Source organism: Larsenimonas rhizosphaerae (assembly GCF_026240105.1).
In the GTDB taxonomy this organism is placed as follows: domain Bacteria; phylum Pseudomonadota; class Gammaproteobacteria; order Pseudomonadales; family Halomonadaceae; genus Larsenimonas; species Larsenimonas rhizosphaerae.
In genome coordinates this window covers 346,175-361,265 of the sequence record NZ_JAPIVE010000002.1, presented here as the reverse complement: position 1 = coordinate 361,265, position 15,091 = coordinate 346,175, and the positions used below count along the sequence as shown (strand labels likewise).

General features: G+C 60.4%; 16 protein-coding genes. 8 read left to right on the top strand and 8 right to left on the bottom strand.

Annotated elements, in window-relative coordinates; genetic code table 11:
• Positions 1 to 59: 59 nt before the first annotated feature.
• From OQ287_RS08170 to amaB, 5 genes are all read right to left on the bottom strand, one after another.
• The gene (locus OQ287_RS08170) at positions 60 to 419 is read right to left on the bottom strand and encodes a hypothetical protein (RefSeq protein WP_250935145.1); all 360 of its coding nucleotides are present in this window, start codon (positions 417 to 419) and stop codon (positions 60 to 62) included.
• 59 nt (positions 420 to 478) lie between these two features.
• Positions 479 to 799: a hypothetical protein gene (locus tag OQ287_RS08165; protein ID WP_250935143.1), complete on the bottom strand. Its 321-nt coding sequence runs from the start codon at positions 797 to 799 to the stop codon at positions 479 to 481.
• Between the two features lie 127 nt (positions 800 to 926).
• The gene (amaA, locus tag OQ287_RS08160; protein ID WP_265896127.1) at positions 927 to 2,207 is read right to left on the bottom strand and encodes an L-pipecolate oxidase; all 1,281 of its coding nucleotides are present in this window, start codon (positions 2,205 to 2,207) and stop codon (positions 927 to 929) included.
• Between the two features lie 69 nt (positions 2,208 to 2,276).
• Positions 2,277 to 3,722 (bottom strand): Na+/H+ antiporter NhaC, encoded by a 1,446-nt coding sequence (nhaC, locus tag OQ287_RS08155; protein WP_265896126.1) that lies wholly within the window; start codon positions 3,720 to 3,722, stop codon positions 2,277 to 2,279.
• Between the two features lie 97 nt (positions 3,723 to 3,819).
• The gene (gene amaB / locus OQ287_RS08150) at positions 3,820 to 5,313 is read right to left on the bottom strand and encodes an L-piperidine-6-carboxylate dehydrogenase (RefSeq protein ID WP_250935137.1); all 1,494 of its coding nucleotides are present in this window, start codon (positions 5,311 to 5,313) and stop codon (positions 3,820 to 3,822) included.
• Positions 5,314 to 5,461: 148 nt separating this feature from the next.
• Between amaB and OQ287_RS08145 the strand changes: the two genes are divergently transcribed.
• From OQ287_RS08145 to hglS, 3 genes are all read left to right on the top strand, one after another.
• The gene (locus tag OQ287_RS08145) at positions 5,462 to 6,376 is read left to right on the top strand and encodes a LysR family transcriptional regulator (RefSeq protein WP_250935134.1); all 915 of its coding nucleotides are present in this window, start codon (positions 5,462 to 5,464) and stop codon (positions 6,374 to 6,376) included.
• A gap of 118 nt (positions 6,377 to 6,494) precedes the next feature.
• Positions 6,495 to 7,766, top strand: a complete 1,272-nt coding sequence (locus OQ287_RS08140) for a 2-aminoadipate transaminase (RefSeq protein WP_265896125.1) — start codon at positions 6,495 to 6,497, stop codon at positions 7,764 to 7,766.
• Positions 7,767 to 7,778: 12 nt separating this feature from the next.
• A complete protein-coding gene (gene hglS, locus OQ287_RS08135; protein WP_265896124.1) occupies positions 7,779 to 9,134 on the top strand; it encodes a 2-oxoadipate dioxygenase/decarboxylase HglS in 1,356 nt (451 codons plus the stop codon).
• A gap of 4 nt (positions 9,135 to 9,138) precedes the next feature.
• Here hglS and OQ287_RS08130 read toward each other — a convergent pair whose 3' ends face one another.
• Complete coding sequence (locus tag OQ287_RS08130; RefSeq protein ID WP_265896123.1) at positions 9,139 to 9,594, bottom strand: DUF3237 domain-containing protein; 456 nt, start codon at positions 9,592 to 9,594, stop codon at positions 9,139 to 9,141.
• Between the two features lie 174 nt (positions 9,595 to 9,768).
• Between OQ287_RS08130 and OQ287_RS08125 the strand changes: the two genes are divergently transcribed.
• The 3 genes from OQ287_RS08125 to OQ287_RS08115 all read left to right on the top strand — a co-directional run bounded on the left by OQ287_RS08125 (position 9,769) and on the right by OQ287_RS08115 (position 12,349).
• On the top strand, positions 9,769 to 10,701 hold the full coding sequence (locus OQ287_RS08125) for a DNA/RNA non-specific endonuclease (protein ID WP_265896122.1): 933 nt from the start codon (positions 9,769 to 9,771) through the stop codon (positions 10,699 to 10,701).
• 113 nt (positions 10,702 to 10,814) lie between these two features.
• A complete protein-coding gene (locus OQ287_RS08120) occupies positions 10,815 to 11,318 on the top strand; it encodes a nodulation efficiency, NfeD-like protein (RefSeq protein ID WP_250935121.1) in 504 nt (167 codons plus the stop codon).
• Positions 11,318 to 12,349, top strand: a complete 1,032-nt coding sequence (locus tag OQ287_RS08115) for an SPFH domain-containing protein (RefSeq protein ID WP_250935119.1) — start codon at positions 11,318 to 11,320, stop codon at positions 12,347 to 12,349. The genes OQ287_RS08120 and OQ287_RS08115 overlap by 1 nt, the downstream gene beginning before the upstream one ends.
• 7 nt (positions 12,350 to 12,356) lie before the next feature.
• On the opposite strand, the gene OQ287_RS08110 is transcribed toward OQ287_RS08115, so the two are convergent.
• On the bottom strand, positions 12,357 to 13,151 hold the full coding sequence (locus OQ287_RS08110; RefSeq protein ID WP_265896121.1) for a transporter substrate-binding domain-containing protein: 795 nt from the start codon (positions 13,149 to 13,151) through the stop codon (positions 12,357 to 12,359).
• 124 nt (positions 13,152 to 13,275) lie between these two features.
• On the opposite strand from OQ287_RS08110, the gene OQ287_RS08105 reads away from it, so the two are divergent.
• A complete protein-coding gene (locus OQ287_RS08105) occupies positions 13,276 to 13,602 on the top strand; it encodes an EthD family reductase (protein ID WP_250935114.1) in 327 nt (108 codons plus the stop codon).
• 20 nt (positions 13,603 to 13,622) lie between these two features.
• On the opposite strand, the gene OQ287_RS08100 is transcribed toward OQ287_RS08105, so the two are convergent.
• Positions 13,623 to 14,378: a DeoR/GlpR family DNA-binding transcription regulator gene (locus tag OQ287_RS08100; RefSeq protein ID WP_265896120.1), complete on the bottom strand. Its 756-nt coding sequence runs from the start codon at positions 14,376 to 14,378 to the stop codon at positions 13,623 to 13,625.
• A gap of 111 nt (positions 14,379 to 14,489) precedes the next feature.
• Here OQ287_RS08100 and OQ287_RS08095 point away from each other — a divergent pair, with 111 nt between their 5' ends.
• Positions 14,490 to 15,071: an NUDIX domain-containing protein gene (locus OQ287_RS08095; protein WP_265896119.1), complete on the top strand. Its 582-nt coding sequence runs from the start codon at positions 14,490 to 14,492 to the stop codon at positions 15,069 to 15,071.
• Positions 15,072 to 15,091: the final 20 nt, after the last annotated feature.

Genomic DNA, 15,091 nt, shown 5'->3' with positions numbered 1-15,091 from the left:
CGAGGGGGCCCTCTGTACCCTGTATCCATTCCCTGCGACGGAATGCCGCCGCCCTGCCTTCAGCCGGCCCAGCGGCCTGACCGTTCATACCCTTGATAGCTCAGTGAACCCTTACTGTCGATCTTGCAGTCAAGGTTCATCATGGCGTTACCCTTGCCGTACAGGGTGACTTCCAGATCAAACGGTTCGCCCTTCTCATAGCTGTCCATGTTGTCGGAGCCATAGGGAAGGTCCTGCAGTTTCGGCTCTTTTGCCGTCGCCTGATCAATGCACTGCTGCGCGAGCTCACTGGTCGGCTTTTCAGGCGGCGCAGCCTGAACGGAAGCACTTAAAAAGCCCAACATCAGGGCACCTGTCACTGTCAGCATCGGCTTGTGCATAAACACTCCTTGTAATCCTGTCATCGCCTGCACCTTCATGGTGCCTTTTCAGCGTAGACCACCCGGCGCGTAACACACATCACTCATGACCGATTGGTTCATTCCACCGGCTGACCACCCAGCTTGTAGCCCTGATACGTCACGGTGCCCTGCGCATCGATATGGCACTGCAGGTTGTAATAGCCATTACCCTCTCCCAGCAGACTCACCTCAAGGTGATAGGGGTGACCGGTGGCATAACGCACAACGTTGCTGTGTGCATAGGAAAGCCCCTGCAGCGTCTCGTCCTGCGCCTGTGCTGCACTGACGCAGTGCTGAACGGTATCGGGCTGTGACGACAACGGCTCATCGGCACTCGCGGACTGGCTGAGAGGTACAAGGGCAACGGCAGCGGCGAAAACAAGGGCAACACGGGTCATGGCAGTCTCCAGAGGGAATTGAACATCCAGGCACCTGCAAAGGCAGGCGCCTGAACATTGGAGGCGTGTTTCTCGCCATGGTTCAGTTTCAATAAAGAAAAGTTGTCGCCACTGCCACCTCTGACGATCACATGGTCACGCGCAAACACTGCCCCACATGATAAAGCGTGAATCCGCTCTCATAGGCCAGACTCCAGAGCGGCCGGGAGGCAATGGCCTTGTGGGTCTTGATCGGCAATGGCATGAGACTGTCATCTCCGGTCGTGATGAACTGTGCAAAGCCCTGCCCCACGACGGTGCCCGTCGTCACACCACGCCCGTTATAGCCGCAGGCGGCCAGGATGCCCGGCAACGGTTCAAACAGTCGCAGGGTGTGATCCGGCGTAAATGCCACATTGCCTGTCCAGGTGTATTCCCACTCGACCGCGCCCAGTGCCGGAAAATAAAAGGACGCCACCCGATCGGCCCAGCACTTGAGATAGGCATGCGGGCGGCGCTCTCCACTGCCCAGTGATCCCAGTACCAGCCGCCCCTCACTGTCGCGCCGAATACTGGACAGCACGGTTCGTGTATCCCATGCCCCCTGCCGGTCCGGCAGGATGCTGTCGGCCACCTCACCACTGAGCGGCTTCGAAGCCACCTGCATGTAATGCCCGGTAAAGAACTGGTGTTTCACCCAGTTCCAGTCATCCTGGGTATAGGCGTTGGTTGCCATGACAACACGATCGGCCAGCACGCTACCGGCAGCCGTCCGGACGCGCCACCGGTCGCCGTCACGCTCGATACCGGTCACGCTGCTGTCGGTAAACAGTGCCGCCCCCTGAGCGCAGGCGGCCTGAGCCAGCCCCCGGGTATACTCGGTGGGATTGATGGTGCCGGCCCGTTTGTCCAGCAGGGCGGAAGCAATTTTTGGTGTGCCGGTCAGGCGCTCACAGTCCGTTCCCGTGACCAGCTCGACCGGCGCACCTCGCGCCGTCAGCTGATCGCGACGGCGAGCCAGCTCGTTGCACCCCTTCGGGTTGTGCCCCAGGTGCAACGTGCCGGTGCGGGTCGCATGGCAGTTGATCCCGTACCGCTCGATCAGCTCGAAGACTCGCGCGGGTGCTTCGCCCAGCACCCGGTTGGCTCGCTCACCGTCTTCCGCCCCCAGCGCCGCCACGATATCGTCAGGCGGCACCCATAAGCCGGCATTGACGAGCCCGACGTTACGACCGGATCCGCCGGTCGGAATCCGGCCTGCTTCCAGCACCGATACGGAGATCCCGCGCTCCGCCAGATGAAGCGCCGTCGACAGCCCGGTAATGCCGCCGCCCACCACACAGACCTGGGTGCTGATATCACTGTCCAGTGGCGCTGTTACGGGAGCCTGCTCCCGTGCACTCGCTTCCCAAAGACACTTCTCCTGCATGATACGCCACTCCTTCAACAGGCCGGTTCATCGTCCCCGGCCGAAACCATCATGATGCTTCATCACTGCTTATGCCGGAGACGGCTGACTGGCCGATGGCGGCGCCGTTGACGGGGCGATCGAGGGCTCCGCCTCCGGTATGAACCTGCCGATCAGCGCCCAGAACAGCCCGATCAACGGAGACAGCCAGCAGGCAAAGGCAAAGGGGGCGTACAGAAGTGTCGGTACGCCGATGGTCGAAGCCACAAAGGCACCGCCCATGTTCCAGGGAATCAACGGGGAGAGCAGCGTGCCGTTGTCTTCAATCGAGCGGGAAAGCGTCGTCGTGCTGTAGCCCATCTTCTGATACTGGCCACGAAGCAGGCGGCCCGGCAGCACCAGCGTCGTATAGACATCACCGACGACAACGCCCACCGAGGCTGTCGTGGCTGAACTGGTCAGCACAAGACTGAATCGACCACGGGTCAGTTTCGACATGTATTTCATGATGGCATCGATCGTGCCGTAGGCTTCCAGCATGCCGGTAAAGCTCAGGGCAAAAAGGGTAAGCGTGACCACCCAGGCCATGGACATGACGCCCCCGTTGCTCAGCAGCTGATCCATCGCCGCATTACCGGTCTTACTCTCATAGCCGTTCTGCATCACACTGACCACGGTATGCAGATCGCTGCCCTGAAGCGTCAGTGCGATGATGCCGCCGGCCGCCGCACCGGCAAAGATGCTGGGAAAGGGCGGCAGCCTGGCCACGGCCATGCCAATGACCATGACCGGCGGAATCAACGTGATCCAGCTCAGGGTAAAACTGGACGCCAGCGTACTGCGCAACACCGCGATGCTGTTGGTATCGGTGACCGAGTCGGCGTAGCTCATGCCCAGCCAGGCATACAGGGCCAGCGCAATGGTCATGGCGGGAATGGTGGTCGCCATCATGCCCCGAATGTGGCTCCACAGATCGGTCTCGCATACCGCCGGAGTCAGGTTGGTGGTGTCTGACAGCGGGGACATCTTGTCACCGAAAAAGGCACCGGAGACCAGGGCCCCTGCGGTCAGGTGCACGGGGATCCCCAGCCCCTGACCGATGCCCATCAGCGCCAGGCCCAGCGTGCCGATGGTGCCCCAGGAGGTGCCGATGGCCAGCGATACCAGCGCGCTGATCAGACTGGTGGCTACCAGAAACAGGCCCGGGGACACGAGTTCAATGCCGTAGTAGATCAGAGTGGGCACGGTGCCGGAGAGTATCCATGAACCGATGACCATCCCGACGGCCAGCAGGATCAGGATCGCCGGGACACCGAGCTTGATGACCTCAAGCATCGATGCCTCCATCTGCTGCCAGCTGACGCCCTTGATGCGCGCAAAGAGCGCACAGATGATGATCCCGCAGGCCAGCGGGATATGCGGAGTAAAATCGTTGAACACGAAGAACTGCACCATCAGCAAAGAGACGGTCAGCAGCAGCGGAGCCAGTGCCATTGCAAGCCCTGGCGTCTTCCCGATACGAATATTGCCTGTCATGGCGCGCCTGCCTTTTATCATTGTTGTGACGTAGGCGGCCCCGGCATCCTGTGGACTAACGGAGCCGCCTGGGTGCCTGAACTACAGCGTTACCGGATCAGTCGAACCGGATACCCTGGGCCAGGGGCAGCTCGCGGGAATAGTTCACGGTATTGGTCTGGCGACGCATGTAGCTTTTCCAGATATCCGAACCGGACTCACGGCCGCCGCCGGTTTCCTTCTCGCCCCCAAAGGCACCGCCGATTTCGGCACCGCTCGGCCCAATGTTGACGTTGGCAATACCGCAATCACTGCCCAGCGCAGAGACGAAGGTTTCAGCCTCGCGAACATCCGTGGTGAACACGCATGAAGACAGGCCCTGAGGCACGTCATTGTTCATGGCCAGCGCCTCGTCGAACTCGCTGTAGCTCATCACATAAAGGATCGGAGCAAAGGTCTCGCTACGAACCAGATCAGTCTGCTCCTGCATTTCAACGATCGCCGGCCGCACGTAGAACCCCTCTGGATACTGATCCTCCAGAAGACGCTCGCCTCCGGTGACTGTCGCACCCTGCTCACGCGCCTTGCCAAGCGCAGACTGCATCTGATCAAAGGACTGGCCATCAATCAGCGGGCCGACCAGACTACCGTCCATCGGGTCACCAATGGTGACGTTGGCATAGGCCTTCTTGACCCGGGCCAGCACATCATCGCGAATGGATTCATGCACAATCAGACGACGCAGGGTGGTGCAGCGCTGACCGGCCGTTCCCACGGCAGAAAACAGAATGGCGCGAACAGCCATGTCCAGATCGGCACTCGGCGCCAGGATCATGGCATTGTTGCCCCCCAGCTCCAGAATGCTGCGACCGAAGCGCGAGGCAACGCGTGGTGCGATTTCACGCCCCATGCGCGTGCTGCCGGTAGCGCTGATCAGCGGAATACGCCTGTCATCGGTCAGTACTTCACCGGACTCGCGTCCACCGATCACGACCTGGCTCAGATCCGCTGGCGCATCGTCACCGAATTCCTTCACAGCCGCATCAAGCAGGGCCTGGCAGGCCAGCGCACACAGCGGCGTCTTCTCGGAAGGCTTCCAGATCAGGCTATTACCGCATACCAGGGCCAGCGCCGCGTTCCACGCCCAGGGGGCTACCGGGAAGTTGAAGGCCGTAATCAGACCGATCGGGCCCAGCGGGTGCCAGCTTTCACGCATGTGATGGCCCGGGCGCTCGGAGGCAATGGTCAGACCGAAAAGCTGCCGTGACTGCCCTACGGCAAGGTCACAGATATCGATCATTTCCTGCACTTCACCCAGCCCTTCCTGATAGATCTTGCCGCACTCAAGCGTCACCAGACGGCCCAGATCATCCTTGTGCCGGCGAAGCTGGTCGGCAAACAGGCGAACCAGCTCGCCCCGGCGAGGGGCAGGCACCTGACGCCAGGCCTCGAAGGCCCGCTGGGCACGGTCGATACGGCCCTGGGTAACGTCGGCGGATTCGAAGGCCACACGGCCAAGCTCACTGCCATCGGTCGGAGAGGTCACTGCGTAATCGCCGCCCTGATACTGCTGGCTTGATACGCCAAGGCGCTGCATGAGGTCATTGATCATCTGATAGGCTTCCTGTGCTGCTGATTCCAGGCGGATAAACGCTACTGCCGCCTCGTGAGATTTATCTCAGTATCACCATGACACTTGACCCCGCTCAAACGACGTTTTATACGAATTTCATTCCTTTTTTTCGCAACCAGAGGTGCTCATGTCACGCCCCCGCCTGCCCACCCTGATCGCCATGCAGTGTTTTGAAGCCTCGGCCCGTCATCTCAGCTTTACCCGGGCTGCCGATGAGCTGAATCTGACCCAGAGCGCCGTCAGCAAGCAGGTCGCTCAACTGGAGTCACTGCTGGAACACCCGCTGTTTCTCCGCGTTCGCAAGCGGCTGCAGGTCACGCCGGAGGGGTCGCTGTACCTGACGGAGGTACGCAAGACGCTGGCTCAGGTAGAGATGTCAACGCGCTACATGCAGTCCTATGGCGGCCAGAGCGATGTACTGAGCGTCAGCACCCTGCCGACCTTCGGCGCTCGCTGGCTGGTACCGCGACTGAACGGATACCGGCTGCGCCATCCCACCACCTACCTGGACATCAGTATTCGTTCCGACCCGTTCGACCTTGAAGACGAACGGGTCGATGCAGCTTTCTTTTACGGGCGCGGCGTCTGGCCAAAGGCCGAATGTGTCCGCGTACTGGATGAAGAGCTGGTGCCGGTCTGCGCCCCCGGCCTGCTGCCAGCCCAGGGCTTTTCCTCCCCCCTGGAGCTGACGCAACTGGTGCTGCTGCAAAGCGCATCCCGGCCGGAGGCGTGGCACACATGGTTTGCCGAGCAGGACTGCTATACCGAACACAGCTATCATGGCCCGCGCTTTGATACCTTCGAGATGCTGCTGAGAGCGGCCCGCGTAGGATGCGGCGTGACCCTGGTACCCCGCTTTCTGGCAGATGAGGAAATTGCCCGGGGCGAGCTGACGGTCGCCTGGCACCATGCCATCAAAAGTCAGGATGCCTATTACCTGGCCTACCCGGAACACAAGGGAGAGGTTGCCAAGGTCAAGGGGTTCGTGACCTGGATCCTGGAACACCTGGAACGCCCGACCCTTTTTCCGGCCATTTCCTGACGGCCGGGCAAAAGCCGACTTTTTGGAATGACCCACCCGTTTTTTTTCGCTTGAAGGTGCTGATGCCTGCCTGATCTGATAACAGCCACTTACTCGCTGCGTTCAAGGACAGCCGCTCATGGACATGCCATATATCAGCCAGGCTCTTGGAGTCGTACATCCGGTGTGCATTGCACGTGGGAACAATGCCGAAGTCTGGGATGAACAGGGCAAACGTTACATTGATTTCATCGGCGGCATTGGCGTGCTGAACCTTGGCCACGGCCACCCGGCAGTGCGCGAGGCAGCTCATGCCCAGATCGACACTCTGATGCATGCGGCATTCAATGCCACGCCCCACCGGGGTTACCTTGATGTGGCCGCCCGGCTCGCCACCTTTGTTCCGGTGTCCTATCCGCTGGCGACCATGCTGACCAACAGTGGGGCCGAAGCCTGTGAAAATGCGCTCAAGGTGGCCCGGGCGGCGACCGGCCGGCAGGCCGTCGTCGCCTTTGACGGCGGCTTTCATGGCCGCACCCTGGCGGCACTGAATCTCAATGGCAAGGTGGCGCCCTACAAGAAGGCCATGGGCACCCTCCCCGGCCCGGTTTATCACCTGCCCTACCCCAGTCCGGACAATGACATCAGCGCACACGAGGCCACCCGCGCCTTCGAGCGCCTGGTCAGCGTCGAGCTGCCCGTTGAAGATATCGCCTGCATCATCGTGGAACCCGTGCAGGGTGAAGGCGGCTTCCTGCCACTGTGCCCGGTGTTCGCCAACACCCTGCGTGCCCTGTGCGACCAGCACGGCATCGTGCTGATTCTTGATGAAATCCAGTCGGGCTTTGGCCGCACCGGCCAACGGTTTGCGTTCTCGCGGCTCGGCATCGAGCCGGATCTTCTGCTGATCGGCAAGAGCATTGCCGCCGGGCTGCCACTGGCGGCAGTGGTCGGGCGCGAAGCCCTGATGAATGCCGTGCCCAAAGGGGGCCTGGGGGGCACCTTTTCCGGAAATGCCGTCGCCTGTGCAGCAGCCCTGGCCGTCATGGACGCCATGACGGAAGATCAGCTTTCCCGCTGGGAAGCCCGGCAGTCACAGGCCATCCGTCAGGCCTGGCAACGCTGGCACGACAGCGGCCGCTACCCCATGCTGGGAGCACTGACCGGCGTGGGGGCCATGCGTGGCATTGTCTTCAATGACACGGAATCAGCCACTGGCAGCGAGCACCTGATGGCATTGCTTCAGGCAGCACGCCAGCGGGGGCTTTTGCTGATGCCCAGTGGGCGCAGGCGTCATGTGCTGCGCCTGCTGGCACCGCTGACCATCGAACCCGAACTCATGGACGAGGGATTGTCTATTATCGAACAAGCCCTCGAGTCACTGATTACCCGCGAATGCCATCTAACCTGACAGGAGATTGTCATGCGGCCTTACCTTGATCCTGACGAAATTCGTGATCGCTTCTCAAAGGCGATGTCTGACATGTATCAGCTGGAAGTGCCCCAGTACGGTACCTTGCTGAAGCTGGTTGACGCGGTAAATCGCGAAACCCTGGACCGCGACCCGGACCTGCATGCTCGCCTGTGTTACCAGCAGGAACTGGCTCGCCTGCGTGTGGAACGCCATGGCGCCATCCGGGTCGGCACGGCCAAGGAGCTGGCCACCCTGCGCCGCCTTTTCGCCGTCATGGGCATGTTTCCGGTCGGCTACTACGACCTGTCAGAAGCCGGCGTGCCGGTACATGCCACGGCCTTCAGGCCGATGGATGACGCCGCCCTCAAGCGCAACCCGTTCCGCCTGTTCACCTCGCTACTGCGTCTGGAACTGATCGAGGATCAGGCCCTGCGCGCCCGGGCCAGCGACATTCTGGAAAAGCGTCAGATATTTACCGAACGCGCACTTGAGCTGATCACGATCTTTGAACAACAGGGCGGTTTGACCGACACGGAAGCAGACCAGTTTGTCTCGGAAGCACTCGAGACATTCCGCTGGCACCAGCAGGCCACAGTGGACCATGCCACCTATCAGGCACTGGCACAGGAGCACCGGCTGATCGCGGATGTGGTCTGCTTCAAGGGTCCTCACATCAATCATCTCACGCCACGCACACTGGACATCGATGAAGTGCAGCGCCGCATGCCGGACGTCGGCATCACGCCCAAGGATGTCATTGAAGGCCCACCCCGTCGCCAGTGGCCGATCCTGCTGCGCCAGACCAGTTTCAAGGCACTCGAGGAATCGATCGACTTTGCAGATCATCACGATGGCACCCATACGGCCCGCTTCGGTGAAATCGAGCAGCGTGGCGTGGCGCTGACGCCCAAGGGCAGAGCCTTGTATGACCGGCTGCTGCGCACAGCCAGAACCCGCACCGAGGGCCTGGCCAACGAGGCACATCAGCAGGTACTGGCCGAGGTATTCGAAGCATTTCCGGATGATGTCGACACACTGCACCGGGAAGGGCTGGCCTATTTCGATTATCACCTCAGGGATCGGGCCGGCCTTTCCGGGCCTGTCAATTCCGACACCCTGAAGGCCCTGATCGAGCAGAATATCGTCCGTGCCGAGCCGATTACCTATGAGGACTTCCTGCCGGTCTCTGCGGCCGGCATCTTTCAATCCAACCTGGGCGGACGCAGCGATCACAGCTACGAAGGCAATGCCAACCAGGCCGCCTTTGAAGCCGCACTCGGAGCCGAGGTTACCAGTGAACTGGACCTTTATGCCCGGCGTGAACAGGCATCGATCGACAGGTTACGCACCGAGCTGACGGGATAAGGCATCACGCCGGAGCGTGTCCCTTCACGACCACCTGCCAGAAGGCCAGCCGGATGATTCCCGGCTCCTGGCAGGTGTCGGCACGCATCCGGCCTATCATCATCTGATGGTTCTGAACCGGATCGCGGCTTCGGAAACGGGCCACGGTCTCGCCCTGCCATATACCGGGCGACACTTCGCAGGAAGTGCCTTCATTGGTGATTTCAAGCACTACGCCATCCTCCCGCTCGACCAGATAATGGGCACTGATTTCAATCCGGGTACGGCTTACCTGAAAGGCCCAGTCTGCCCCGCCAGGCAGGATGGTTCCGGACAGGCCGGGACCACTGAACCGGCCGCCTTCAATGGCAAACATCAGGCGCTCTCCCTGGCCGGTGTGACCCAGTTCATGTGGTGGCGCCACATGGACTTCGGCTTCGGTTAGAAAGCTCAATGACGGCAGGCTGTTCCAGGTGGCCATGATATTCCCCGCTGAGTGAAGGCATGTACAGGACAGAGCCTACCGGAGCAAATAGCAATGAAACATAGGTAATTGGTCACGAATACCATCCGCCGTCACCATGTCGGGAGCACGTGCAAAACCGGCAGATAGTGCCATTCTGGAAGATACATTTATCCTGCACAGGCCGTACTCATGTCCGCTTCCCCCGTTCGCCTTGCCGACCTGACGCCCATCGATCCCACACCTGACCCGACGTCACCCTCGGCGGAGGCTTCATTTGCTCCGGCCATGACGCCCGGCTCGGCACTCGAAGGGCGCACCGGCTATAACGCAGACTTCCTGGAAGGCTTTACCGTGCCGATGCCCGTGGTCACCGACAGGGCACCGGGAGACGTTACCCCCGTCGACGGCCGTGATGATGGGCGGCTGGATTACACCCACTTCTCGATCGTGATGAACCGCCCGCGGCGGCTGGCCTTTTTTACTGCCTTCAACCTGGATGGAAGCCAGCTTCGAAGCATTCGTCGCGGCAACGACCGCTGGGTGCTGGATAGCCGAATACCGGCAGATGCTCAGTGTGGCGAAGCGCTGTATGCCCGCAATCCGCTGGACCGAGGCCATCTGGTCCGGCGGTCGGCCGCCTGCTGGGGCCCGCTGGCCGAACAGGCCAATCAGGATACCTTTCACTTCACCAACTGCACGCCGCAGATGGCCGCCTTCAATCAGCAGACCTGGCTGGGGCTCGAGGATTATCTGAAGGATAACGCCGCCAGGGGCTCGGGCCGACTCAGCATCTTTACCGGACCGGTATTCAAGGACAGCGACCGAACATACCGGGGCGTACGCATCCCTGAAGCCTTCTGGAAAGTGGTCGCCTTCATCAGGGACGATGGCCGCCAGAGTGCTACGGCCTACCTGATTACCCAGGACAGGGAGCTGAATGATGGCCTGGGGCTGTTTTTCGGCCAGTACCAGACCTTTCAGAAAAGTATCCTGCACATCGAGACACTGACCGGGCTGAATTTCGGCCCCCTGAGCCACCTGGATGGTTTCAGCAATGAAGAACGAGCGACGGGCACCCGCGTGGAGGCCGTGATTCACCAACTGGGGAATATTCGCGTTTAAGGTCAGCCACGCTACTGATCATGCAATGCATCAGCTGCTCCTTGAACAGGAATATATGGCATGATCGGTACACTGACAGCAATCAACCCTGCCAGGTGCAGGCAGGAGGCGTGATGAACTGGAACGACAGCTGGGTCTGGGCGCTGATCGCCCTGCTGCTGGCCGGCATGGAACTGATGCTGGGCGCCGGCTCGTTTGTATTTCTCGCTCTGGCGGCAGCAGCACTGGGTGGCGCCGTGCTGGCCGCCTTCGGTGGTTCGATCGTGTTGCAACTGATCGGTGTGGGGCTATTGGCCGGTGCGCTGGTGCCGCTGACCATCAAACGCCTGGGACGGCATACGACTCCTGCGGCGACCGGCTATGGCACTACCGGTACCGGTGTCGAACACGGCCGGTATTACCTGACCCATCTGCGCGATTTTGATCACGCTACCGTGATTACCCTCAAGGGAGACAGTTTCCGGGTGCGTGACCTGCACGCACCCCACCGGATCATTGCCCCCGGCACCGAGGTACGACTGGATCACTTTGAGGGCACTACCGCGATCGTCACGCTTGAGGCGGCCGCCGTCATCCCCGACATGAGCACCAATGACACCCCCAGGGAACCACTCTAATGAACCTGCTGCAAAGTCCTGCCTTTCTCATCGCCCTGATCGTACTGGTCATCGGCATCATCATCGTTGCCAAGGGGCTGGTTATCGTCCGTCAGTCGGAGGTGATGGTAATCGAGCGTCTTGGCTCCTTCAACCGCCTGCTTGAAAGCGGCATCAACTTCATCATTCCGTTTATCGATCAGCCTCGCGCCATTGCCATGATTCGCTACAAGCGCAGCGGCGATGACTATATTCCGATTGCCAGTTTTGAAAACCGGATCGACCGGCGAGAAACCGTCATGGACTTTCCCGGTCAGCCGGTCGTAACCACGGATAACGTCACCGTCCGCATCAACGGGGCGCTGTATTTCCAGATCATCGATCCGCGCGCTGCCGTCTACGAAATCGAAAATGTCAGTCAGGCCATCGAAGTACTGGCCAAGACCACGCTGCGTTCGGTGGTCGGCAAGATGGAACTCGATCGTATCTTCGAATCCCGCAGTGAGGTCAACGACAAGATTCAGGCAGCCATGGATGATCCCTCCAATAAATGGGGCGTGCGAATCACCCGGGTGGAAGTGCAGGACATCCACATGCCGGAAGAAGTGGAAGACGCCATGCGCCTTCAGATGGCGGCCGAGCGAAAGCGCCGCGCCACCGTGACCGAAGCGGAAGGAGAAAAATCCGCGGCCATTGCCCGGGCTCAGGGGGAACGTGAATCATCCATTCTGAATGCCGAAGGCGACAAGCAGGCCACCATTCTGCGAGCCGAAGGCGAGAAGCAGTCGATCCGGCTGGTGCTGGAGGCACTGGGCAGCGACCCCGAGGACAAGCGCACCGTAGTGAGTTATCTGCTGGGACAGAATTACATCAAGACCCTGCCGGACATGGCAAAACACGGTGAACGCATTTTCGTACCGTATGAATCATCGGCACTGCTCGGCTCGATGGGCATGTTCCGGGAGCTGACCGGCACGCCGGATGCCCCGAACACGCCCCCGGATTCAGGCCTGGCCCGCGCCGCCATGGGCGGGGCCGGGTTCGGCGGCTAGCCAGAGATCAGGACGACGGCACCGTCCCGATCCAGTGGGTGGCTATTTTTCCATACTCGCCCGTGGCGGTGCTCAGATGCAGCCACTGATCCACGTACTGCTTCCAGTCCATGTCACCCCGGGGCAGCAGATAGGCCTTCTCGCCGTACTGAAGCGGCTCCCCGGGATTGACGGCACACAGTTCCGGCATGTGCTGTTGCTGATACAGCGCCTCGGAGGCATCGGTGATCATGACGTCAGCGTGTTTATCCACCAGCTGCTGAAAGATGGTGACGTTATCGTCATACAGCGCCAGTGAGGCATCCGGCAGATAATGCCGCACAAAGGCTTCATTGGTCCCCCCCGGTGGTTCGATCACACGCACGTCCTGATGATTCAGTTGCTCAACGGTGCGATACCGCACCACATCATCACAGCGCACCAGGGGAATCTTGCCATCGGTGCCGAGTGACTCCGCATACCAGGCCTTGCGCTGACGCTCAAGCGTGACGGAAATCCCGCCCACCCCGATATCGCAGCCCTTCGCCACAAAATCAGGCATCAGCGCCTTCCAGGTAGTTGGCACCCACTGCACACGTGCCCCGATACTGTCGGCCAGTGATCGGGCCATATCGATATCGATCCCCTCATACTCACCATCCGGGCGGAGGTAGCTGTAAGGGCGGTAATCACCGGTAGTGCATACCCTGAGCACCCCACGTTCGGCGATCTGCTCAAGCCGGTCATTCGATGAATCCGGCGCAGCCTGGGCCTGGGTACTCAGCAGTAGCATACCCAGCGTCGATAGTACTGTTTTATTCATTATTGTCGGTCTCTTGCACAAAAGGTCCGGGGCATTGTCTCAATCCCTGAAGATAGTTCTACCTTGTGCTGAAAGACCAGTACCACCATTCAATCTCATACACTGACTTCAAAAGGCCTGTCCCATGAGTTCCTCCGACACCGTCACGCTTTATATCGTCTACACCGGCCATCAGACGGACCGATTCGACCGCGACTATTACGTCAACACCCACCTGCCGATGGTACGCGCGGCCTGGCAGGAGCACGGCCTGCTGCAGGCCTCGGCCCTGTTCCCGGCAGAACCGCCCCATGACAGCATCGTTGCCGTTGCCGTCTGCGTATTCAAAAGCGAAAGCGCTCTTCAGGCCTGCCTGGATGCCCCGGCCACCGGCCCGGTCACGGCCGATGTCAGCAATTTCACCGATCTGATGCCAGGCATGCATCGCACGGTACCGCTGTTCACGGAATAGAATCTGCAGGCTCGGCCGGGTCAGGCAGGCATCACGCTCAGCCCGGCACGGGCCAGCGGATCGGTCAGGGCGGCACTGGCCTGACGCTCGACAACCAGAGTAGCCGCCATGCTCAAGGCGCCAATACGATAGCGTGAGGCGGCATTGAGCTTGTCGGATGAGGCCAGTACAACGGTTTCGGCGGCCTGCGCTGCCAGCGCTCGCTTCATGTACGCCTCTTCAAGGTCACCCGTGCTGAAACCGGCAGTTTCGTGCACACCTGTAACCCCCATGAAAAACACATCGGCGCGAATATGTGACAGCGCCTCGATCGCAGCAGCCCCTACCGTCACGATGGAATGCTTGAACAGGGTGCCGCCGATCATGACTACCTCAATGCCCGGGTGATTCACCAGCTCGACAGCGATACTCGGGCTGTGCGTCACCACGGTAGCGACCAGCTCGGGGCGCAGCTGACGCATCATTTCAACGGTGGTCGTCCCGCCATCCACCAGCACCACCTGTCCATCCTCGATCATTGCCGCCGCGGCCGCCGCAATCGCCCGTTTGGGGCCGGATTCGATCGTCTGTCGCTGTGCAAAATCCGCCACCGCCGATGACGCCGGCAAGGCTCCGCCATGCACTCGCTGCAACCGGCCTTCCCGCGCCAGCTCACGCAGATCCCGTCGTATCGTGTCTTCCGACACCCCGAATCGCTCACTCAAGGTACGCGCCACTACCTGCCCCTCCTGCTTGAGCAGGGTCAGAATCTCGCTTTGACGCTGACGAGTCAGCATGGTCACTCTCCTGTCGTCAGTCTAATGCACGATAATGCACGAAATTACTTGTTTGTTAACACAAGTGCGCTAACATTCCTGTCATCCCGTGTATCCTGGAGAAACGGCGTCATGAATACCACTGATCAGCGCGTTCGCATCATCGAAAGTCGCATACTGGCCGATGACTGGTTTGTCTTGAAAAAGACCACTTTCGATTATCTGCGGCGCGACAACACCTGGCAGCGACAAAGCCGGGAAACCTACGACCGTGGCAATGGTGCCACCCTGCTCCTGTTCAATACAGCCAGGCAGACCGTGGTACTGACGCGCCAGTTTCGCTTCCCTGCCTTCGTGAATGGCCACGATGGCATGCTGATTGAAGCAGCGGCCGGACTTCTGGACGACGCTTCACCGGAAACGCGCATTCGTGCCGAGGTCGAGGAAGAAACCGGCTACCGTGTCACCCACATTGAGAAGGTGTTTGACGCCTTCATGAGTCCCGGCTCGGTAACCGAGCGACTTTATTTCTTCATTGCCGAATACGATGAAGGGGACCGAGCCGGCCAGGGCGGCGGTGTGGCCTCGGAAGGCGAGGATATCGACGTACTGGAGCTGCCGCTTGAAGAGGCGCTGGCCATGATCACGCGAGGCGAGATCATGGACGGCAAGACCATTATGCTGCTTCAGCATGTGGCCCTGCGACAGAGGTGAAAGACCATGCCCTGCGGCGG